At 35.7% G+C, this 20579-nt stretch carries 24 protein-coding genes and 1 tRNA gene; 7 read left to right on the forward strand and 18 right to left on the reverse strand.

Annotated features, from left to right (window positions below; genetic code table 11):
* Nucleotides 1–3: 3 nt before the first annotated feature.
* From BHF70_RS02720 to BHF70_RS02750, 7 genes are all read right to left on the reverse strand, one after another.
* Nucleotides 4–642 carry an MBL fold metallo-hydrolase gene (locus tag BHF70_RS02720; protein ID WP_075758821.1) on the reverse strand — a complete coding sequence of 213 codons (639 nt, stop codon included), beginning with the start codon at nt 640–642 and terminating at the stop codon, nt 4–6.
* A gap of 9 nt (nt 643–651) precedes the next feature.
* A complete protein-coding gene (locus BHF70_RS02725) occupies nt 652–2934 on the reverse strand; it encodes a RelA/SpoT family protein (protein ID WP_075758822.1) in 2283 nt (760 codons plus the stop codon).
* Nucleotides 2935–2953: 19 nt separating this feature from the next.
* On the reverse strand, nt 2954–3376 hold the full coding sequence (locus BHF70_RS02730) for an aspartate carbamoyltransferase regulatory subunit (RefSeq protein WP_075758824.1): 423 nt from the start codon (nt 3374–3376) through the stop codon (nt 2954–2956).
* The gene (pyrB, locus tag BHF70_RS02735; RefSeq protein ID WP_075758826.1) at nt 3366–4292 is read right to left on the reverse strand and encodes an aspartate carbamoyltransferase; all 927 of its coding nucleotides are present in this window, start codon (nt 4290–4292) and stop codon (nt 3366–3368) included. The genes BHF70_RS02730 and pyrB overlap by 11 nt, the downstream gene beginning before the upstream one ends.
* Before the next feature lie 99 nt (nt 4293–4391).
* Nucleotides 4392–5276, reverse strand: a complete 885-nt coding sequence (locus BHF70_RS02740) for a DUF2156 domain-containing protein (protein ID WP_075758827.1) — start codon at nt 5274–5276, stop codon at nt 4392–4394.
* 10 nt (nt 5277–5286) lie between these two features.
* Nucleotides 5287–5688 (reverse strand): 23S rRNA (pseudouridine(1915)-N(3))-methyltransferase RlmH, encoded by a 402-nt coding sequence (locus BHF70_RS02745; RefSeq protein ID WP_075758829.1) that lies wholly within the window; start codon nt 5686–5688, stop codon nt 5287–5289.
* Between the two features lie 2 nt (nt 5689–5690).
* Nucleotides 5691–6338, reverse strand: coding sequence for a hypothetical protein (locus BHF70_RS02750; protein ID WP_143249359.1), 648 nt, complete (start codon nt 6336–6338; stop codon nt 5691–5693).
* A 168-nt stretch (nt 6339–6506) separates the two neighbouring features.
* Between BHF70_RS02750 and rlmH the strand changes: the two genes are divergently transcribed.
* Complete coding sequence (gene rlmH / locus BHF70_RS02755) at nt 6507–6953, forward strand: 23S rRNA (pseudouridine(1915)-N(3))-methyltransferase RlmH (RefSeq protein WP_075758830.1); 447 nt, start codon at nt 6507–6509, stop codon at nt 6951–6953.
* Here rlmH and BHF70_RS02760 read toward each other — a convergent pair.
* Nucleotides 6939–7352, reverse strand: coding sequence for an acyl-CoA thioesterase (locus tag BHF70_RS02760; RefSeq protein WP_075758832.1), 414 nt, complete (start codon nt 7350–7352; stop codon nt 6939–6941). The two genes, rlmH and BHF70_RS02760, sit on opposite strands and share 15 nt — an antisense overlap.
* Nucleotides 7353–7542: 190 nt before the next feature.
* Here BHF70_RS02760 and BHF70_RS12445 point away from each other — a divergent pair, with 190 nt between their 5' ends.
* The 4 genes from BHF70_RS12445 (at nt 7543) to BHF70_RS02770 (ending at nt 9338) form a co-directional block, all read left to right on the forward strand.
* Complete coding sequence (locus BHF70_RS12445) at nt 7543–7698, forward strand: hypothetical protein (RefSeq protein ID WP_158024874.1); 156 nt, start codon at nt 7543–7545, stop codon at nt 7696–7698.
* A 136-nt stretch (nt 7699–7834) separates the two neighbouring features.
* Complete coding sequence (locus tag BHF70_RS02765) at nt 7835–8188, forward strand: YmaF family protein (protein ID WP_075758834.1); 354 nt, start codon at nt 7835–7837, stop codon at nt 8186–8188.
* Between the two features lie 144 nt (nt 8189–8332).
* Complete coding sequence (locus tag BHF70_RS12500) at nt 8333–8509, forward strand: DUF6774 domain-containing protein (RefSeq protein ID WP_192846095.1); 177 nt, start codon at nt 8333–8335, stop codon at nt 8507–8509.
* 322 nt (nt 8510–8831) lie between these two features.
* Nucleotides 8832–9338 (forward strand): DUF6512 family protein, encoded by a 507-nt coding sequence (locus BHF70_RS02770; RefSeq protein WP_075758835.1) that lies wholly within the window; start codon nt 8832–8834, stop codon nt 9336–9338.
* Between the two features lie 41 nt (nt 9339–9379).
* On the opposite strand, the gene BHF70_RS02775 is transcribed toward BHF70_RS02770, so the two are convergent.
* The 10 genes from BHF70_RS02775 to BHF70_RS02820 all read right to left on the reverse strand — a co-directional run bounded on the left by BHF70_RS02775 (nt 9380) and on the right by BHF70_RS02820 (nt 17400).
* Nucleotides 9380–9452, reverse strand: a tRNA-Arg gene (locus BHF70_RS02775).
* A 26-nt stretch (nt 9453–9478) separates the two neighbouring features.
* Nucleotides 9479–10138, reverse strand: coding sequence for a ribonuclease H1 domain-containing protein (locus BHF70_RS02780; protein ID WP_075758837.1), 660 nt, complete (start codon nt 10136–10138; stop codon nt 9479–9481).
* A gap of 145 nt (nt 10139–10283) precedes the next feature.
* Nucleotides 10284–10988: a zinc metallopeptidase gene (locus BHF70_RS02785; protein WP_075758839.1), complete on the reverse strand. Its 705-nt coding sequence runs from the start codon at nt 10986–10988 to the stop codon at nt 10284–10286.
* 530 nt (nt 10989–11518) lie between these two features.
* Nucleotides 11519–12247, reverse strand: coding sequence for a YebC/PmpR family DNA-binding transcriptional regulator (locus BHF70_RS02790; RefSeq protein WP_075758841.1), 729 nt, complete (start codon nt 12245–12247; stop codon nt 11519–11521).
* On the reverse strand, nt 12231–13184 hold the full coding sequence (locus BHF70_RS02795; RefSeq protein WP_075758843.1) for a transporter associated domain-containing protein: 954 nt from the start codon (nt 13182–13184) through the stop codon (nt 12231–12233). The genes BHF70_RS02790 and BHF70_RS02795 overlap by 17 nt, the downstream gene beginning before the upstream one ends.
* Before the next feature lie 105 nt (nt 13185–13289).
* The gene (locus tag BHF70_RS02800; RefSeq protein ID WP_075758844.1) at nt 13290–13637 is read right to left on the reverse strand and encodes a type II toxin-antitoxin system PemK/MazF family toxin; all 348 of its coding nucleotides are present in this window, start codon (nt 13635–13637) and stop codon (nt 13290–13292) included.
* A 128-nt stretch (nt 13638–13765) separates the two neighbouring features.
* On the reverse strand, nt 13766–14926 hold the full coding sequence (alr, locus tag BHF70_RS02805; protein ID WP_075758846.1) for an alanine racemase: 1161 nt from the start codon (nt 14924–14926) through the stop codon (nt 13766–13768).
* Nucleotides 14871–16385 (reverse strand): bifunctional ADP-dependent NAD(P)H-hydrate dehydratase/NAD(P)H-hydrate epimerase, encoded by a 1515-nt coding sequence (locus tag BHF70_RS02810; protein ID WP_075758847.1) that lies wholly within the window; start codon nt 16383–16385, stop codon nt 14871–14873. Before BHF70_RS02810 ends, alr begins: the two co-directional genes overlap by 56 nt.
* Nucleotides 16382–16744, reverse strand: coding sequence for a holo-ACP synthase (acpS, locus tag BHF70_RS02815; protein WP_075758849.1), 363 nt, complete (start codon nt 16742–16744; stop codon nt 16382–16384). Before acpS ends, BHF70_RS02810 begins: the two co-directional genes overlap by 4 nt.
* A gap of 5 nt (nt 16745–16749) precedes the next feature.
* Entirely contained in the window at nt 16750–17400 is a 651-nt protein-coding gene (locus BHF70_RS02820; RefSeq protein WP_075758851.1) for a redox-sensing transcriptional repressor Rex, read from the reverse strand.
* Between the two features lie 177 nt (nt 17401–17577).
* Here BHF70_RS02820 and BHF70_RS02825 point away from each other — a divergent pair, with 177 nt between their 5' ends.
* Together BHF70_RS02825 and BHF70_RS02830 are read left to right on the forward strand one after the other, a co-directional pair.
* Entirely contained in the window at nt 17578–19473 is a 1896-nt protein-coding gene (locus BHF70_RS02825; RefSeq protein WP_075758852.1) for an ABC-F family ATP-binding cassette domain-containing protein, read from the forward strand.
* 54 nt (nt 19474–19527) lie between these two features.
* Nucleotides 19528–20544 (forward strand): glycosyltransferase family 2 protein, encoded by a 1017-nt coding sequence (locus BHF70_RS02830; RefSeq protein WP_075758854.1) that lies wholly within the window; start codon nt 19528–19530, stop codon nt 20542–20544.
* Nucleotides 20545–20579: the final 35 nt, after the last annotated feature.

A 20579-nucleotide genomic window follows, 5' to 3' on the forward strand; every position in this document is an offset into this window, starting at 1 on the left:
TTCTTATATCAAAAAAGGATTACTCCTGTTTTCCTCTCCAATAGTTGTTGGTGGCGTATGTCCTGAAAAAACCTGTGTCTCAAATGGAAGCTTAAATAATTTTGTCCGGATTCCATGAATCAAAGCCTGAAAATCTCCTGTAGGAAAATCAGTTCTTCCAATACTTTGCTGGAATAATGTATCACCGGAAATCAGCCACTCATCATCTTCAAAATAATAACACACTCCACCTTTAGTATGTCCCGGTACATGAATACATGTAACTTTTGTACCAAGAATTTCTATTTTGTCTCCATCTTTTACAAAATGATTTGCCTTAAATGAAAGATTCATCCCCATCATAGATGAAAGATTCAGATCAGGATTTTCTAATATTTCCTCTTCATCCTCATGAATATAAATTGGCAAATCATCTTTTTGCTGCATTAAATATGGCAAAGCCATGATATGATCAAAATGAGCATGTGTCAGACATACTCCTGCCAGAGAAACTCCTTCCTTTTTCAGAAAATCCATAATTCTGTCTCCCTGATCTCCCGGATCAAAAACAAATGCTTCTTTTGTCTCTGTATTTTCAATTATATAACAGTTTGTCTGCATCTGTCCCAGACAAACACTAATCAATTTTAAATGTTCGCTCATTTTCTTCACCTATCCTGCCGTTCGTTCTATGTCTATTACACCTTCAATATTTCTGATTTTTGCAATAATCCGATTCAGCTGACTTACTCCTGTTATATCAAATGACATACTTAAAGTTGCCCTTCCTTTTTTATTGTTTGATACATTGATCGTAATAATATCAATATCAAGCTCAAGGAAAATACGAGACACATCTGCAAGAAGTCCTTTTCGATTATTAGCATAAATATTAATTTCTGTTGTATATGTCTGTGTTGAATCACCTTCACTGACCTGCCATTCCGCTTCAATAAGCCTGGCTCTGTCTGTCTCAGACATACTCAGGAGATTTACACAGTCAGTACGATGAATGGATATTCCTCTTCCTCTGGTAATAAATCCAACAATCTCATCTCCCGGAACAGGGTTACAGCATTTGGAGAAACGCACTGCTACATCATGGGTGCCTTTTACAACAATTCCTCCTTTAGATTTACCCTCTTTTTCCTTTTCAACTGAAGAAGAATCCAATGTTTTTTCAAACACCTGCTCATCTGTAATAGTACGTTTCTGCATCTTATGGTCTTCATCCAGCATCTTATTGATGACCTGGCCTTCCTTCAGACCTCCATGGCCCACTGCGGCGCAAACAGAATCCCAGTCTTTGAAGCCATATTTCAGCTGAACTTTCTTTATATACTCAGGCTTCATAAGCTTCGGCAGATTAATACTTTTACTTTTACAATATTTTTCCAGAAGTTCTTTGCCTCGTATAATATTTTCTTCTTTAAACTGGTGTTTAAACCATTGATTGATTTTACTTCGTGCCTGAGCAGATTTTACGATGTTAAGCCAGTCTCTGCTTGGTCCCTTTGAATTCTGTGATGTAATAATCTCTACCCGATCTCCGTTTTGGAGTTTATATTCAAACGGAACCTGCTTTCCATTTACTCTGGCTCCAACCATCTTATTTCCGACTGCACTATGAATAGAATATGCAAAATCAATTGGTGTGGAACCATTTGCCAGATTCTTCACATCTCCATTCGGTGTAAAGCAATACACCTGTTCTGCAAATAAATCCAGATTTGTCTTTAACAGGCTGAGAAATTCCTTATTGTCATCCATATCTCTCTGCCATTCCAAAACTTCTCGAAGCCAGCTTAATTTTTCTTCTTCTTTATTTAAACCTGGAGTATTTTTATTTTCTTTATATTTCCAGTGGGCAGCAATACCATATTCAGCCACTCTATGCATCTCAAAAGTTCGAATCTGAATTTCAAAAGGATGTCCTTCCGGTCCAATCAATGTAGTATGCAAAGATTGATACATATTCTGCTTCGGCATAGCTATATAATCCTTAAATCTTCCAGGAATCGGCTTATACATTTCATGAATAACACCTAGCGCCGCATAACAGTCTTTTACCGTATCCACTTTGATTCTTACCGCAAATAAATCATAAATCTGATCAATAGTCTTTTTCTGATTAACCATTTTTTTATATATACTAAAAAAATGTTTTACGCGGCCATCAATCTCGGCTTTAATTCCTGCTCTCTCAATATGCCCGCCCACTTCTTCAACGATTTCTTTAATAAATGCTTCTCTCTCTTCTTTTCTCGAATTAAGTGAACGTTCCAGCTCTTCATATACATCTGGTTTTAAATATCTTAATGACAAATCATCCAGTTCCACTTTAATTTTGGAAATTCCAAGCCGATGGGCAATTGGTGCATAAATGTCCATGGTCTCTCTGGATTTTTCTTTTTGTTTTTCCGGCCGCATAAACTGCATGGTACGCATATTATGAAGACGGTCAGCCAATTTTATCAGAATGACCCTGATATCTTTTGCCATAGCCAGAAACATCTTTCTTAGATTTTCTGCCTGCACTTCTATTTTATCCTTAGAATAGCTCAACTGTCCCAATTTAGTTACACCATCAACCAGTAATGCAACTTCTTCGCCAAACTGACTAACGATATCTTCATAAGTGGTTTCCGTATCTTCTACAACATCATGGAGCAGCCCTGCCATAACTGTTTCCTTATCAAGTTCAAGTTCGGCAAGAATAATGGCAACACAAATAGGATGAATGATATATGGTTCGCCAGACTTTCGCTTCTGCCCATCATGTGCCTTGTATGCCACATCATAAGCTTCCCTTACCTTTTCCACATCTTCTTCTTCATAAATATCCTTCATAGTCGAGATCAGCTGTTCTTTTAGCTCCTCCGGCGGAGTAAAACTCTTTGGACTGCTGATGTCTTTTTTCACCCTGTTTATGCTTGTTTTGTTCTCCTGTTCCATGTAAAACCCTCTTTGCCTTTTAGTTCTTTTTCAATTTTGACTCACAATAAATACAACGATAAATCTGTTTTTCTTTATCGACTAATTTGAACACATGATCGATTTCCTGCTCAATTGATGTGATACATCTTGGATTTTTGCATTTAGCAATATTTTTTATCGTCTGTGGAAGTTCAACTTTATGTTTTGATTTTACTCCACCATTTTCAATAACACAAACTGTTACTTCCGGATCAATATATCCAAGTACATCGAAATTAACTTCAAAATTATCGGAAATTTTAATAATATCTTTCTTTCCCATCTTACTGCTCTTAACATTTTTGATAATTGCAATACTGCAATCAAGTTTGTCCAACCCGAGACTCTTATAAATCTCCATTCCACGACCAGCAGTAATATGATCTAATACAATTCCATTTTTTATACTATCAATGTTCATCTACACTTACCCCCAACAAATCCATAATCAAAGCCATTCTTACATGTTTTCCATTTAATGCCTGTCTGAAGTAACATGCTCTAGGATCGCTGTCAACTTTTACAGATATTTCATTTACACGAGGCAACGGATGAAGAATTGATAAATCTTTTTTTGCATTCTTCAATTTATCCAAATCCAGAATATAACTATCTTTTAGACGAACATAATCTGCTTCATTAAAGAAACGTTCTCTCTGAACTCTAGTCATATAGATAATGTCAAGTTCTGGCATTACATCTTCCATACGCTCAACTTCCCTGAAGGAAATCCCCTTTTTCTCAAAAACATCCTTTTTAAGATATTCCGGTATCTGAAGTTCTTCCGGTGAAATCATAACATAATTAATATTATCATATCTTGATAGTGCCTTAATCAAGGAATGAACTGTACGCCCAAACTTCAAGTCCCCGCAGAACCCGATGGTAAAATTATTCAGACGTCCTTTTTCTCTATGGATTGTAAGCAGGTCGGTTAATGTCTGTGTCGGATGATTATGACCCCCGTCCCCCGCATTAATTATAGGTATATCGACAAACTGTGATGCAACATATGGTGCCCCTTCTTTTGGATGTCTCATAGCAATGATATCCGCATAACAAGCTACTGTTCTGGCAGTATCCGCAATACTTTCCCCTTTTGCTGCTGAAGATGAATCCGCAGAAGAAAAACCAAGTACGCTACCGCCTAATTCCAACATTGCTGCTTCAAAGCTCAATCTTGTTCTTGTACTTGGTTCAAAGAATAATGTAGCAAGTTTCTTATGCTTACACACCTCCTGATATTTTTCAGGATTACCAGAGATATCATCCGCCAGATTTAACAGGCGATCGATATCTTCCATACTTAAATCCATTGGATCAATCAAATGTCTCATAGCAATTTCCTCCTAAAAGCTTATAATTTAATTCTACATTTTTAGACTCTTAGTGTCAATTAATTTACTTATTATTTTGTATTATATGTTAATAAGACTTTACTTAAATCTCAAAAAACCTTTTTCAAGCATATATGCAGGTCGATATGACATCTTTGCTTTACGAAGACCTTCTTCACCAAGATCTTCCTCTCTGTTAACATATTTATAACCTTCCATTTCGTGTATAACGAACTGCTGATTGATCATAGGATATGCTCCCTGAACATTTGCAAAAGCTTTTTCTATATGAACCACAAAGGTGTCCGGATTCAATGCCGGTTCTCCAAGAGAAAATCCCACAATTTTACCATCTGCACGAAGAATTCCTCCTGTCAGTCCAAACTCTTTATAGTAGATCAGACTATTTTTAGACACACATACTTCTTCATGTTTTTCAACATCTTCCGGTGAACAATTCTGCATTTTCCATTCCATTAACATCGTGATTGCTTCCAGCTGATTCTCATCATTCAGTTTTTCATAAGACCACTGATGATTTTCCTTAAACCGGTTAATGTGATTTCTTTTTCCATGCAGTTTTTTCCCTTTCAATGTTGCAAGACTTTCTCTTTCATATATATAATCTGCTTCATCCCGGTCATATTCCACTTTAAAAATATCCCCAAACATAGCTATCATTTCCTCTTCTGCTTCATGGGTAATTCCATGCATAATAAAAGGAATTTCTTTTTCTTTACAATATTTCATGATAGTTTCAACTGCTTTTTTCTTATCTCCATTTCCCATCGGATAGGAAAAGGATGTCCCTTCTTCATCCGTTTTTACTACAACACAGTTCTCAATAATCGTATACTGACATTTATAAAAACTATTCCATAAAATAATGTTTGCAGAATTGAAATCACAGCTTCTTGTCGAATCCTTTAACAAATAATAATCCAGTTCTTTTTTATCTTCCAGCGTTGGTGTCTTAAATTCCATGATGGTCTCCTTATTTATGATATGGTTGATTGTTTATAATGCGGTAAGCCCTGTAAATCTGTTCCAGCAATACAACGACAGTTAATGACGTATTCATAGAAAAAGATGAGATGTTCAATTGCTCTAATGGCTCAGATATATTTCCAATATAAAAATTAAGTTCTGATTCTCCCTGTACGGATAAATCTTTGATTGTCTCTGCAAATTCAGGACTTGTTTTACTTTTTTTCCCTGGTACAACAAGGAATTTCTTTCCGCCTTTTTCTACGTTCTTCTTCATTTGCTTGTCATTCTTTATATAATTTACAGAAACATTTCCATATGCCTGCAGCCTTTTTAAATATTCATCCATGGCCTGCTGATACACAGGTTCTGCTTTTTTCTGAAGTATATAAATATTAAATTTCATCATAATTACTGGCTTTCCTTCAAAAAATCCTTTAGCTTATTGTCTTTTTTTACTGCCCTCTCATATTCCTTATTCATTTTATCCGTCAACTGTCTGACGTTCTGATGATTAAGACTTTTATTTTTGGCATTTATCATCTCGTCTGTATAATGATCCTCATTATTATAAATCATAAAAGAATCACCTTTTTTCACAAGATAATATGGTGTCATACCAGGTGCAGGAGTGTCAATATCCTTTATCTTTATCTGATATGTAACATATACAATAAAAGAAGATTCATCTGCTCCCTGTTCCACATAATATGAAAGATTTTGATACTCTTCTACATATTTGCTCAGACTTTCCTGTTTCTGAAGCAGCTGACTGGTATCTTCCACCATACTTTTTAATGCTTGGACATTATCGCTTTGGATATAATGATAGTATTCTTTCATAAATGCTTTTACATCTGCAAAATCATCTTCTTTTTTCTCTTCTGTATCTTGTTCCAATGTAATATTCTCTTTTGTATTTCCTTCCTGGAATATTTTTTCATTTGTAATCTCTTCTGTATGAATCTGGTCCATTTTCATAAGCAAGCAAAAACATGCCACAAAAAACAAAACCCAGCTTAACACGATGATAACAACAGTTGATCTTTTCAATTTCAAAATAATTCCTCCAGTCTGTGGAAATATCACCTGAGATTTCTCTATATTATATCATTTTTCAAAATAAAGGCAAACATAAATAGTTAAATTGACATTAAGCAGAGAAAAATATAACATAGAGATTATAATAGATATTATACCATTTTTAAATCAACCCAGGAGATTACTATGAAACTTCAGATTATTTGTGTAGGTAAATTAAAAGAAACCTATTTAAAAAACCTTATTACATCATACTCTAAAATCATCCAAAAAAAATATGATTTTGAGATTATAGAACTGCCAGACGAAAAAACCCCGGATCATGCCAGTGAAAAGGAAGAATTAAAAATAAAAGAAACCGAAGGAAAACGCATTCTTTCGAGAATTCCTTCGGACAGTTATGTAATTCCATTATGTATTGAAGGAAAATCCCTTTCCACAGAAGAATTCCATCAGAAATGGCAGCAGTTAAAACATGACTCCATATCCTGCGTTACCTTTATCATTGGAGGTTCTCTTGGATTATCAAAAGAAGTCATTTCCCGTGGTAAACTGAAACTGAGTTTTAGTCATATGACCTTTCCCCACCAGCTGATGCGTTTAATTTTAATTGAACAGTTAAGCCTGCTCTAATGCAGCCTCAAACATCCGGTAAATTTCCGGGTGTTCTTTTTTTACATTGACTGGTTTTAAATCTTTAGACACCATTCCATGAGTTGTTTTTCCTGTTGCAATCAGGTCATTTCCTCGTGTTACTTCATAAGAAAATTCCAGTCTTACCGGTGTTAATCTAGTAAGCTTTGCATGTATCTGAAGACAGTCTTCATATAATGCAGCTATTTTATACTGACATTCAAGACTGGTCAGCGGCGTAATAATTCCCTGTTTTTCAACATCCGTATATGTAATTCCTGCAGCTTTGATAAAATCTGTACGCGCTACTTCAAACCAGATGGGATAATTACTGTGATGTGCGATTCCCATCTGATCCGTTTCCGCATATCTTACCTGAATCTCTGAAATATGCTCCATAATTATTCCTCCTCTTTAAAATAAATCATTAAAAAATTGCATGTATTCTATTTTAATGTGTTTAGCAGACTAATGTCCAGTCTTTCCAGCATATTTTGTACAGAACTGCCATTTTACTGTCTCAGCTCAAATCTAACTTAATAAATCTCATCACCTCTGCACATACTACTCTTGAAAGGAGTGTATGCATATGGAAAAGAAGAAAAACCTTCCACCAGTGGACCCATCTTCCAATGACGGATATGATGATGACAGCATCCCGGAAATTGATCTCCCAAAGAAAACCAACGCAACAAATGTGATTCCGGATGAAATCCCTCGCCATGATGGTCCTGGTGGTGAATAATTCCATCTTCAACCGGTTTTGATTATATTTCAGAACCGGTTGTATCATTTATATTTTTCCTTAAGATTTCTTAACAATCATCTTTTATCTCACATTTCTATTTTCTATGTCATATCATAAAAAAAGGAGATTTGCAATGTACACTAAACCATATGACTGCAGAAAACAGAAACATGTCCATGAAATAACCGGCAGCACCAAGATTTTTAATGAATGTGATGACTGTCACAATCATAGATTCTGCACAGTATCTGGAGAAGCCATATACACAAACGACAAACGTGATCATTTTCACGAAGTTAAATTTCATACTGACTTTTCTGATGAACATTTTCATGAGTTTTGTGGAAAAACTTCTGGTGCCATTAATGTTGGTAATGGCAAACACGTACACTTCCTTAAGGATTTTACGGAAGAAGAAGATGGTCACAAGCATGAATTTCAGGTTGCAACAGTGATTGAAAGTCCTATTGATTTCAAAAAACATTAAAGTGTCAACGTACTTTTAATCCGTACAGCCTGCTGGTAAACATATATAATCGTCACCGGCAGGCTGTAATGTATGTAGCACTGCCTAGTCTGAAATAAATAAAATGTCAGTCTAATTCATCATACAGCACAGTGAGGTGATTTTATGGAATCTTGCAATTTAGTTGTGGCTATTTCTGCACTTGCCTGCTCCATTACCGATGGAAAAACCTCTGAAGAAATTGACCTAATGGCAGCATTTTTTGCACAGCTAGATGATACCCTTGCAACTCTATCGGCACAAAGAGCATTTTGCGAATCTAAGGAGACGGATGAATCATAATCTGTCTCCTCTTTCATTACTATTAATCTTTTTAATCTAAAGATGAGGATTTTTTTGTATCGCACACAACGCCCAGCAGATAATGGCCGTTGCTCCAAAAAATGTTCCTGCTAAAAATGCAATTACGATTACCATATATTTCTCCTTAATTTAACAAGTTGTATTTATAACACATTCTTCCCCATTTTGTTGTTTTAAATACTCAGTTACTTCACAATCTGGATATTACACCAGTCTGAATTTTCATGGCAGATTTCCTGGTTACTTTACCCTAAATGAATAAAATAACATTTATTACATATTCTGAAATGAGGTGATTACTATGAATCAATTAAAAAAGTATACAATTATCGGCATAATTTTTGTTTTAATTACCGGAACCCTTTCTCACTTTATTTATGACTGGAGCGGAAAAAACTTTATAGTAGGTTTCTTCTGTCCTGTAAATGAATCAACATGGGAACACATGAAATTAGTATTTTTTCCAATGTTAGTCTATTCCCTTTTTATGTACAGAAAACTAAGTAAATATTATCCCTGTATTTTTGCCTCTTTATCCCTGGGAATTTTAATTGGAACATTCCTGATTCCAGTTATATTTTATACGTATACCGGAATTCTGGGATACAACCTTTTTATTCTGGACATCACAACGTTTGCATTAAGTTCGATATTTGCTTTTTATTCTATTTATAAAATCACAAAGTCTTATAAAAGAAAGTATTGTATTTCACTATTATGCATCGTTGTATTTGTTGTCATGCTATGCTTTATGGCATTTACCTATCATCCACCTCAAATCGGTTTGTTTGCTGTTCCTGTCACATAGAGGCAAAATAAAAAACCCACGTAAAAACGTGGGTTTTATAATGCACCAGGCGGGAGTCGAACCCGCGGCCAACAGCTTCGGAGGCTGCCACTCTATCCACTGAGTTACTGGTACATAAGCTATATTATATTACAATAACTCTAATTATTTTGCAAGTCCTTTTTCTTTAACCACAATGGACCTTCTCCTGGCACAAAACTTCCATCTCCAATACCCAGTGCTGATTTTGCCAACATATCTGCCATATCATTATACTTGTCATTGGAATGCCCTTTAACTTTTATAAATTTTACCTGCAGTTTCTTTTCTATTTCCTGATAAAACTCCCGATAAGCACGTGTACCCTCTTTGTTTGTTTTCCATTCCCCGATACACCATTTCTCAATACCTTCATAATCATAATAAATGGCAATTTTTTGAAATCCATTCTCCAGTGCATATGTCATAGCAGACTGGGCTCCTTTAATTTCTCCAGCTACATTTCGCATGGTTGCAAGATCTTGATCATTATATTTCTCGGCAAAATATTTTTCATTTCCTTTATATAAAAGAACCATTCCATAGGAAAATGCTTTTACTGTCTGATCAAAACTCCCATCCACATAAGCAATTAAAGTATCATCATCTATTATCATCTGTTTATGAGAATCTATATTCATAAATTCTCTTGCTTCATCCAAAGTTTTAAAACTTTTATAACGAGCACCTTTAAAGCCAGATGTCTGCGCCTTACACTCATCCCATGTTTCATAAATCCCAGGAGTTCTTCCTGCTTTTACTGCATAATATTTTTTTCCCATAATTTCCTTATCCTGTTTTTCTGTAATAAATCGAAAGCTGCAATATCCAATGACATTACAGCTTTATTTTACAGAGAATTCAGTGGACAAATCCACTTTTCCATTCCATTATTACCACAATTTACTTTCCATTTCAGATTAATTGTTAATCCCTGTCATTTCCTCCAAACAGAAGTACCAGTCTTAACAAACTCAGCAATGCTGATGCTGCTCCTGCCACATAAGTTAATGCTGCCGCTGATAATACTTTTCTTGTCTGATCAACTTCCTCACCATACATAATCCCTGTATTACCTAAAATTTTTAAAGCTCTTCCTGATGCATTAAATTCTACCGGGAGCGTAATCAACTGAAAAATAACTGCAAATGAAAATAAAATAATTCCAACATTAATCAATGTCTGATTCATACTCAAAAAGATTCCTGCAATAATAAAAACCCATGACAAATTAGATCCAATATTAACAATAGGAACCAATGCACCTCTAACCGTTAACGGAACATAACCTTTCTGATGCTGTATGGCATGACCACATTCATGAGCTGCAACTCCAATAGCAGCAATGGAATCAGAACCGTATGTTACGTCTGAAAGACGAAGAGTCTTACTTCTTGGATCATAATGATCTGTAAGATTTCCTCTTACTCTTTCCACAGAAACATCATAAATACCTGCCTGGTTTAATATTCTTTCTGCCGCCTGAGAACCTGTTAATCCACAATGACATCTCACTCTTGAATATCTGCGAAATGTTGAATTCATTTTAGAGGATGCAATCATACAGATAACAGCACCAATAATGATTAAAATATACGTTTTATCAAAATAAAAACCATATGGGTAGTACATAATCGTTTCCTTCTTTCTTTAACTTCTTTTGCAATTATACCGTTAGTATATAACTAAATCAATAGAGTTTATACTTATTTTAGAATCCTTTCATATATTATCATAATTTTAATACTTTCATAAAATATTTATATCAAAAATAATCTTCATGATATTCCAATTATTCAAGACTCGCTCGCGAGTCTTGGCGCGGAATTCGGGTCTGCATAGCAGACATACTTCCAATCCGAATTCCTGCGCATCCTCGCGGAGCGTATATCAGATGGGGGATTGAAACCCACCACTGATACATAATTGTTGCTCACCGCCTACAGAGGCGGGAGTCATCCCTCATCTGATATACCATGCAAAAATCAGGTGTGCAAAGCACACCTGATTATGAGCTAATTTTTTAACTTCCCCGATTCTTGATTTCCTGTTCGCTTCGCTCCCCTGCTTCGCAGTGCTCGGTACACCGAGACAGGAAATCAATTATGGTTCCTCGTAATTTTGCCTGCAAATACAACACTTCGTGTTCTGCTTGCGCAAAATTACTCGTCCCAGTTGTGATATACTTCCTGAACGTCGTCGTCTTCATCAAGTAAATCCAGTGTCTTCTGGATGTTTTTGATGTCTTCTTCACTGGTTAATTCTACCATTGTTCCTGGAATCATGGTTACATTGGCATCTGCCATCGGAATTCCTTCTGCTTCTAATGCTTCACGTACAGTGCTGAAATCATCTGGTGTTGTTAATACTTCAAAACTGTCTTCTTCTTCAACAAAATCTTCTGCTCCTGCATCCAGTGCGATCATCATTAAATCATCTGATTCCATTTCGCATTCTTCTTTGTCAATAATGATCTGTCCTTTTTTCTCAAACATATAAGATACACATCCTGGTGTTCCTACATTTCCATTTCCTTTTGTAAAAGCATTTCTAACGTTTGAAGCTGTACGGTTTTTATTATCTGTTAATGTTGCAACGATAATAGCTACTCCGCTTGGTCCGTATCCTTCATATGTAATCTGTTCATAATTAACAGAATCAGCATCTCCTGCTGCTTTTTTAATTCCACGTTCGATAGTGTCATTTGGCATATTATTTGCTTTTGCCTTTGCAATTACATCACGAAGTCTGCTGTTATTATCTGGATCTGGTCCTCCTTCTTTTACTGCAACAGCAATTTCTCTACCGATTACTGTAAAGATTTTTCCTTTCTTTGCATCATTTTTTTCTTTTTTGTGCTTAATGTTTGCAAATTTACTGTGTCCTGACATCTGTATCTTCCTTCCTTTTCCTTTTTTCTACTTTTACCTGTTTAATCATTTTTTCATGGATATCTACAGATTTGAATGAATATCCTTCGTAAATGATTTCTATTTCTTCATTGTCTTCTGGTAAATGTCCCAGCTGATCAATTAAAAAGCCATTTAGTGTTTCAATATCATCTGTATGAAATTCTATATTTAATAATTCTTCAACTTCTTCCAGTCGAGTGCTTCCTCGCATAAGATAAAGATCCGCCCATCCAAGCTTGGTAATATCCTTATCCTCAACATCATACTCATCCAAAATATTTCCTACAATAACCTCCAGCATATCCTCCATAGATACAATTCCTTCGGTCTGGCTGTATTCATCGATAATAATAGCCATGTGAATTTTCTTTGTCTGCATTTCCTGGAATAAATCAGACAAATTCATGGTTTGATGCACATAAAATGGCTCCCTGGCAATCTCAGAAAGCTTTTCTTTTCTTTTATTTAAATATGCATCCATAACATCTTTTAAATATAAAACTCCAATGATATTATCAATATCATCTTCATACAATGGGTATCTGGAATAAGGTTCATCAATCATATAGTTTAAAGCCTTTTCAATAGGCATGGAAACATCAATTGCTGAAATCTTCTTTCTTGATGTCATTACATCTGTGACATCCTTATCTCCAAATTCAAAAATATTTGTTATCATTTTTGCTTCATCTTCCAGAATTGCCCCCTGCTCATGACCTTCATTGACAATATTCATGATTTCTTCTTCAAATTCATTATCCTCTTCTTCGTCATGTTCCTGTTCAGAAGCTTTTACTTTCTTTTTTTGTTCTTTTAAACTGTCTTTTTGCTTCCAAAAAATACACCCCAGTGCAAATCCTATTACTGCAGCTGCCAGTATCAAAATCAATAGCATCGAGGCATTCATTTCTCCCATAATTATTTTCTCCTTCTTGCGAAAAATTAATTTTTGGTATCGGTTACCAAAAGTAAGACTTAGATAAATATACCATTTTCGCAGAAAAAGGTCAATGTTCCCACATTATGTATCAAGACTCAGACTGATTCGTAATGCTCGATCCACCTGGTCCAAAAAAGAACAGCTCAGGTGACAGACCTTTTCCCGAAGTCTGCTTTTATCTATTGTTCGAATTTGTTCCAGCAGAATGACCGAATCCTTTTCCAGCTGACATCTTCTGCAGTCCAGCGGCACATGAGTTGGTAGCTTTGCCTTATTCATCTTACTTGTAATGGCTGCGCAAATTACCGTTGGGCTGTACCTGTTTCCGGCATCATTCTGCAAAATGATTACTGGGCGAATTCCACCTTGTTCAGATCCGATAACAGGTCTCAAATCAGCATAAAATATATCTCCTCGCTTAATTACCATAAGCTATCACACTCTCCATTTCTTTCTTTTTATTATTTTATGAAGAGTATTCTCTTTTCTTTCAAAAGTATTCAAAAAAAACTTTTGATTTTAAAAAATCTTTAATACCGGAACCAATCGACATATTCTTACATATATTCGATGGCTTCTTTCATCTCACCGTTCTGAATATAGACTCTTGGTACTCTCTTACTTATGCCACAAACAAATTCATAGTTGAATGATCCTGCCATATTTGCAACTTCTTCAACAGAAATATGGTTTTCGCCATCATTTCCAACTAAGGTGACATCATCCATAACAGATACTCCTTCAATATCTGTTACATCTACCATAAACTGATCCATACAGATTCTTCCGATAATCGGAGCATACTGTCCATGTATCAAAACCCGTCCTTTGGAAGACAAAGCTCTTGGATATCCATCCGCATATCCAACTGGAATTGTAGCAATCTTTGTTTTTCTTTTTGTAATAAACGTATGATTATAGCTGACTCCTTCACCAGGTTCCACTTCCTTTACATGTACAATATGTGTCTTTAAGGACATAGCCGGTTTTAAATTTAAGACATCCTTAGCCACTTCTTCTGACGGATATAAACCATAGGTAATAATACCTGAACGTACCATATCCATTCTCCACTGATCCATATCAATAATGGAAGCGCTGTTGGAAACATGTTTAACCGGAATATCAATATTCTGTTCTTCCAGCCACCCTATAAATTTATCATATTCAGCTTTTTGTTTTTTTGCAGAATCCTTATTTTCTTCATCTGCACAGGCAAAATGTGTAAAAATACCTTCAATTTTAATATTAGGAAGCTTAGAGATCTTTATAACAGTTTCCAGAGATTCTTTTGTAGGCTTAAATCCAATGCGATTCATTCCAGTATCAAGTTTAATATGCACTTTTGCATCTTTTCCCAGTGCAACTGCTATTTTTGACAAGGATTCTGCCATTTCATAACAAAATACCGTTGGCTGGATTTCATATTGAATCAAAGCACCATATTGATACTCAGAGGTATATCCTAAAATTACGATAGGCTGTTTAATTCCATGATTTCTAAGAGTAATTCCTTCTTCAATGATGGCAACTGCAAATGCATCTACACCAATTTCATTTAAGGCTTTTGCAATAGGCACTGCTCCATGTCCATATCCGTCAGCTTTAATAACTGGCATAACTTTTACATCTGGTCCTATTACTCTTTTTACTTCGTTTATATTATTGCAGATTGCATCCAGATCGATAACTGCATGCACCCGGTAATACTGATTCATATTCTCCTCCTGTTACATCTTTTATGTGTTTTAAAATATCTGACGCTATCATGCTATATGGACCCTTTTCATCTCTTGCGGCATTTCCTGCAAGTCCATGAAGATACACACCCTTTATGGCTGCCTCATAGGAAGACATTCCAGAACCAAGAAGCCCGGCAATCATTCCAGCCAGAACATCTCCGCTTCCGCCTGTTGCCATTCCATGATTTCCACTTTGATTGATATATAGCAAATGAGATTTTTCTGTCACTACTGTTGCTGCATCTTTTAACACAGCCGTTCCATGGTACTTTCGGGCAATGTCCTCTGCTGCCTGACAGATATCTTTTTTTATTTCTTCCAGCGGCTTTGACAACAGTCTGGCACCTTCCATAAGATGAGGTGTCAAAATAAGACCGTATTCATATTGTACATCCATTTGATACCTGCTGATAGTATTCAACCCATCTGCATCGATGATCAATGGCTTTTTCCCATGCTCCATTATATACTGTAGCATATCTCTGGTCTGTTCTGATACCCCGATTCCCGGTCCAAACAAAATACAGTCACACCATTCCAAAGATTCTTTCAGCTGGTTTCTTGTTCCAAAAAGGCACTCTGGCAGCCTTGTTTGTAATATTCCTCGGTTTGATTCGTCAGAAAGAATCTTTACCAGTCCGGCTCCCATTCTTAAAGCAGCTTCTCCTGCAAAAGCCGCTGCTCCTGACATGGTTTCATTACCTGTTATCATAAGGATTTTACCATAAGTTCCTTTATTGGAATCATTGGCCCTCGGCGGCATTATATTCCTTTCATCCGCAAATGTAAAGGCACTTGCATATTCTTGTATGGTCTGATCATGAAATCCAATAGATACCAGTTTTGTAATACCACAATAATCTTTGCCCGGATACAGCAAATGACCTCTTTTTAATCCTCCAAATGTCACTGTTACATCAGCATTCACTGCACAGCCAAGAACTTTCCCGCTGTCTCCGCTGATTCCAGAAGGAATATCAATGGAAATAACTTTCTTTCCAGACTGATTAATCTGTTGAATTACCTCTTTGAAAATGCCTCCTACTTCTCTTGATAGACCCACACCAAAGATTCCTTCAACCAAAAAATCATATTTTTCATATTTCACATCATCAACAGGATAAAATCCTAGATTTTCTAAAATTGAAAGTTGCAGTTTTAAATCTTTTGAAGCCTTTTCTACATTTCCAACAATAGTAAAATCTATCCTATATTTCTGTTCAAGGAGAATCCTTGCCGCAGCCAGTGCATCTCCTCCATTATTTCCTGTACCTGCAATTATCAAAATACGACTTTCTTTTTTCGCATATTCTTTCACCACATTTGCCACAGCCTCTGAAGCTCTCTCCATTAACACTAAGCCCGGAATTCCTATTTGATCAATAGTTTTTCTATCAATATCCTGCATTTCTTTATTTGTCAAAACATATTTCATAAGCACTCTCCTATCGCAAATGCCTGTGTATATTTCCCTGTATTTGTAATGGAAATATGAATTTTTTCAATTTTAAGATTTTCCGCCATTTTTTCTGCCTGTCCATACAATTTTACATATGGTTTACCTTTATGATCTCTAAGTACTTCTATCTCATTTGCTTCTACACCGAAAAAGCCGGTCCCAAATACTTTGGAAACGGCTTCCTTTACAGCAAAATTACCAGCTAAAGTCGTAGCATTATTATTTGCATCGGATAATTCATTTGTCGTAAATATTCGATTCAGAGTTTTATGCCTTGAGATCATTTTCTGAATCCTGCTGATTTCTACCAGATCTGTTCCTATCCCGACAATCATCTTTCTTACTCTCCATTCTCTTCCCGATTATGTATATTGTAAGTCAATGTCATTAAACTTTCAGCAAGATGTACATTTTCTACTGTAACATTTTCCGGAAGATGCAAATCCACTGGAGCGAAGTTCCAAAATCCTCGAATACCCCATTCAACCATCTTTTTAGCTATACTTGGAGCCTGGTCTTTTGGAAGTGTCAATGCTGCAATCTTGATATTATGGTGTTTGATATAATCTTCCATATCATCAATATCCAGCACTTTAACTCCACGAACAGAAATACCTATCAGTTTTGGATTGACATCAAATAACGCCATTACTTTGTATCCATAATCTTCATTGAATGACTGATAATTCGCAAGGGCCTGTCCCAGGTTTCCTGCTCCGACAATGATCATATCATTTCTCTTATCCAGCCCTAAAATTTTTCCAATTTCGGTGTACAGATTTTCCACATTATATCCGTAGCCCTGTTGTCCAAATCCTCCAAAATTATTTAAATCCTGGCGTATCTGAGATGCTGTTACCATCATACGTTCACTCAGTTCCTTAGAAGAAATTCTGGTAATATTTTTTGCCTTTAATGCACCAAGATATCGGAAATATCTTGGAAGACGTTTTATTACAGCTGATGAAATATTTTTATTTGTATTTCCCATTTTATTTCCTCCAAACTTTATTTCTATTTTAATTATATAAGATTGTCTAATAACTGTCAATCTTTCTCATTAGTTTCCAAATGAAAATTATTCCATTTTATATGAAAATATGATATTCTGAATTCTAGTGTCTTCATTGAAAATAATATTTTATATAATAGAAGGAGTTATTGACTTATGATTTTATCATGCCAGAATATTTGTAAAACATTTGTCGAAAAACCTGTTTTACAGAATATTTCATTCCACTTAAATGAAAATGACCGACTGGCGATTATCGGATATAACGGTGCAGGAAAATCCACATTATTAAAAATTCTCGTTGGAGAAATAAGTGCAGATGACGGAGAAGTATCCATGAAAAAAGATACATCTCTAGGATATCTGGCACAGCATCAGAATCATAGCTTTCACCATACAATCTTTGATGAACTGCTTTCCGTAAAGCAGGAAATAATTGAACTGGACCATGAAATGCGAACATGCGAACACGAAATGCAACATTTAAGTGGTGAAGAACTTGAGCAGAAAATGAAACAATATACCAATGCCACCCATCGTTTTGAACAGTTAAATGGATTTGCATACAAAAGTGAAATTACCGGGATTTTAAAAGGACTTGGATTTTGTGAAGAAGATTTCCAGAAACAGATCAGTACATTATCAGGAGGGCAAATGACACGTGTAGCCCTCGGAAAACTTCTATTGAAAAATCCTGATGTTTTATTACTGGACGAGCCTACCAATCATCTGGATGTAGAATCCATTCGATGGCTGGAAAATTACCTGTCCCATTATAACGGAGCGGTGATTATCGTATCCCATGACCGCTATTTTCTTGACAAGATTGTCAACAAAGTTATGGAAATCGAACTGGGAAAATCTATGCTTTTTGATGGAAATTATTCTCAATTTATTCAAAAACGAGATCAGATCAAAGCTATCCGCCAAAAGGAATATGAAAATCAGCAGCAGGAAATTAAACACCAGCAGGAAGTTATCAAAAAACTAAAGCAATTTAATCGCGAAAAATCCATTCGACGTGCTGAAAGTCGCGAAAAAGCCTTAAATAAGATGGAAATTCTTGAGAAACCAATGGAATATAATTCTGATATGCGTCTTATCATTGAACCTGAAGTAATCAGCGGTAATGATGTTCTGACATTAAAAGATGTGAAAAAATCATTCGGCTCAAAGCCTCTGTTTGATCATATCAGCTGTAATATTTTTAGAGGTGAACGTGTTGCTCTGATCGGACCAAATGGTACTGGAAAAACAACATTATTGAAAATCATATGTAAAAAGATCAGTAAAAACAGTGGTCTGATTCAGCTTGGGGCTGGTGTATCTATCGGATATTATGACCAGGCTCAAGATAACCTGGACGATTCAAAAACAATTTTTGATGAAATATCCGACTCATATCCAGACCTTACAAATACAAAAATACGAAATACTCTGGCAGCATTTCTGTTTTATGGAGAAGATGTTTTTCGACCGATATCTTCTTTAAGCGGAGGAGAAAAAGGGCGTGTATCTCTGGCAAAACTAATGCTTTCTCATGCCAATTTTCTGATTCTGGACGAGCCTACAAACCATTTGGATATCCATTCAAAAGAAATATTGGAATCTGCCATGAACGCTTATACAGGAACAATTTTTTACGTTTCTCATGATCGCTATTTTATTAACAAAACATCTACCCGTATTCTTGAAATTTCTGATAGCGGATTGACATCTTATACTGGTAATTATCAGGATTATTTAAAACAAAAAGAAAAAGAAGCCATTATTACTGCAGATAATAACCCGGCAGAAGAAATCACGGAATCCAAGCTTGACTGGCAGCAGCAGAAAGAACTTCAGGCAAAACAGCGGAAAAAGGAAAATCGCCTAAAAAAAGTCGAAGAACAAATCACACAGCTAGAAGAACGCCAGTCTGAGATTGAAGAACAAATGGCACTGCCAGAAATTGCTACAGATGTTGCAAAACTAATGGAGCTCGGTAATGAGCAGGCTTCTATTACTGATTCTCTGGAAGAATTGTATGAAGAATGGGAAACCCTTTGCTAATTTTGTAAAAAGGGGTATAATTAGAGAAATCATAATAATTATATGGAGGTTATCATGAAATTATTATCCTTTGTAGTACCTTGCTATAACTCTCAGGAATATATGCGTCACTGCATTGACACACTTTTACCAGGTGGCGAAAATGTTGAAATTTTAATCGTTAATGATGGTTCTTCTGATCATACTGCAGCAATTGCAGATGAATATCAGAGAAAATATCCTACTATTTGCCGTGCCATCCACCAGGAGAATAAAGGACACGGCGGCGCAGTCAATGCCGGAATTGCCAATGCCACCGGCATATACTTAAAAGTTGTAGACAGCGATGACTGGGTTAATCAGGCAGCCTATGACAAAATCATGGATACTTTATCTAGTTTCTATGAAAAAGGAACTGTTCTTGACATGCTTCTTGCAAACTATGTTTACGAAAAACAGGGTGCCAGAAAAAAAACTGTTATCCATTATCGTCATGCCATTCCTCACAATAAAGTATTCTGCTGGAATGATGTAAAACGATTTCCTATTGGACAGTATATTCTTATGCATTCTGTTATTTATCGTACAGCACTGCTTCGGGAATGCCAGCTAAAACTTCCAGAACATACATTTTATGTTGACAACATTTATGTATATAAACCACTTCCATATGTAAAAAACATGTATTATCTGGATGTAAATTTCTACCGCTATTTTATCGGTCGAGATGATCAGTCTGTAAACGAAATAAATATGATTAAGAGAATCGATCAGCAGTTTTTAGTTACAAAAATCATGATTGATTATATGGCTGGTTTCAACATCACCACCAAACCTCTTGCCCGTTATATGCGGCATTATCTGTCTATCATCATGTGTATTTCTTCTATTATTGCCTTGAAATCAGGCAAGCCGGAGCATATTCAGATGAAGAAAGAATTATGGAAATATCTATATGATAAAGATAAATCTCTTTATCGTAAAATTCGCCACAGCATTGTTGGCTATGCAGTAAATCTTCCAGGAAGAGGCGGAAGAAAAACAACCATTGGTATATACAAAGCCGCGAGAAAATTTATCGGTTTTAATTAATTTTCTCACCCCACATCTGATGTATCCTTTTTCTC

Origin of the sequence: Anaerostipes sp. 494a (assembly GCF_001940315.1) — a bacterium.
Taxonomy (GTDB): Bacteria; Bacillota; Clostridia; order Lachnospirales; family Lachnospiraceae; genus Anaerostipes; species Anaerostipes faecalis.

Excerpts from the sequence above, each read along its gene's own strand:
- BHF70_RS02720 (WP_075758821.1), bottom strand. The coding sequence starts at position 642 with ATGAGCGAACATTTAAAATTGATTAGTGTTTGTCTGGGACAGATGCAG.
- BHF70_RS02725 (WP_075758822.1), bottom strand. The coding sequence starts at position 2,934 with ATGGAACAGGAGAACAAAACAAGCATAAACAGGGTGAAAAAAGACATC.
- BHF70_RS02730 (WP_075758824.1), bottom strand. The coding sequence starts at position 3,376 with ATGAACATTGATAGTATAAAAAATGGAATTGTATTAGATCATATTACT.
- pyrB (WP_075758826.1), bottom strand. The coding sequence starts at position 4,292 with ATGAGACATTTGATTGATCCAATGGATTTAAGTATGGAAGATATCGAT.
- BHF70_RS02740 (WP_075758827.1), bottom strand. The coding sequence starts at position 5,276 with ATGGAATTTAAGACACCAACGCTGGAAGATAAAAAAGAACTGGATTAT.
- BHF70_RS02745 (WP_075758829.1), bottom strand. The coding sequence starts at position 5,688 with ATGATGAAATTTAATATTTATATACTTCAGAAAAAAGCAGAACCTGTG.
- rlmH (WP_075758830.1), top strand. The coding sequence starts at position 6,507 with ATGAAACTTCAGATTATTTGTGTAGGTAAATTAAAAGAAACCTATTTA.
- BHF70_RS02760 (WP_075758832.1), bottom strand. The coding sequence starts at position 7,352 with ATGGAGCATATTTCAGAGATTCAGGTAAGATATGCGGAAACGGATCAG.
- BHF70_RS12445 (WP_158024874.1), top strand. The coding sequence starts at position 7,543 with ATGGAAAAGAAGAAAAACCTTCCACCAGTGGACCCATCTTCCAATGAC.
- BHF70_RS02765 (WP_075758834.1), top strand. The coding sequence starts at position 7,835 with ATGTACACTAAACCATATGACTGCAGAAAACAGAAACATGTCCATGAA.
- BHF70_RS12500 (WP_192846095.1), top strand. The coding sequence starts at position 8,333 with ATGGAATCTTGCAATTTAGTTGTGGCTATTTCTGCACTTGCCTGCTCC.
- BHF70_RS02770 (WP_075758835.1), top strand. The coding sequence starts at position 8,832 with ATGAATCAATTAAAAAAGTATACAATTATCGGCATAATTTTTGTTTTA.
- BHF70_RS02780 (WP_075758837.1), bottom strand. The coding sequence starts at position 10,138 with ATGGGAAAAAAATATTATGCAGTAAAAGCAGGAAGAACTCCTGGGATT.
- BHF70_RS02785 (WP_075758839.1), bottom strand. The coding sequence starts at position 10,988 with ATGTACTACCCATATGGTTTTTATTTTGATAAAACGTATATTTTAATC.
- BHF70_RS02790 (WP_075758841.1), bottom strand. The coding sequence starts at position 12,247 with ATGTCAGGACACAGTAAATTTGCAAACATTAAGCACAAAAAAGAAAAA.
- BHF70_RS02795 (WP_075758843.1), bottom strand. The coding sequence starts at position 13,184 with ATGGGAGAAATGAATGCCTCGATGCTATTGATTTTGATACTGGCAGCT.
- BHF70_RS02800 (WP_075758844.1), bottom strand. The coding sequence starts at position 13,637 with ATGGTAATTAAGCGAGGAGATATATTTTATGCTGATTTGAGACCTGTT.
- alr (WP_075758846.1), bottom strand. The coding sequence starts at position 14,926 with ATGAATCAGTATTACCGGGTGCATGCAGTTATCGATCTGGATGCAATC.
- BHF70_RS02810 (WP_075758847.1), bottom strand. The coding sequence starts at position 16,385 with ATGAAATATGTTTTGACAAATAAAGAAATGCAGGATATTGATAGAAAA.
- acpS (WP_075758849.1), bottom strand. The coding sequence starts at position 16,744 with ATGATTGTCGGGATAGGAACAGATCTGGTAGAAATCAGCAGGATTCAG.
- BHF70_RS02820 (WP_075758851.1), bottom strand. The coding sequence starts at position 17,400 with ATGGGAAATACAAATAAAAATATTTCATCAGCTGTAATAAAACGTCTT.
- BHF70_RS02825 (WP_075758852.1), top strand. The coding sequence starts at position 17,578 with ATGATTTTATCATGCCAGAATATTTGTAAAACATTTGTCGAAAAACCT.
- BHF70_RS02830 (WP_075758854.1), top strand. The coding sequence starts at position 19,528 with ATGAAATTATTATCCTTTGTAGTACCTTGCTATAACTCTCAGGAATAT.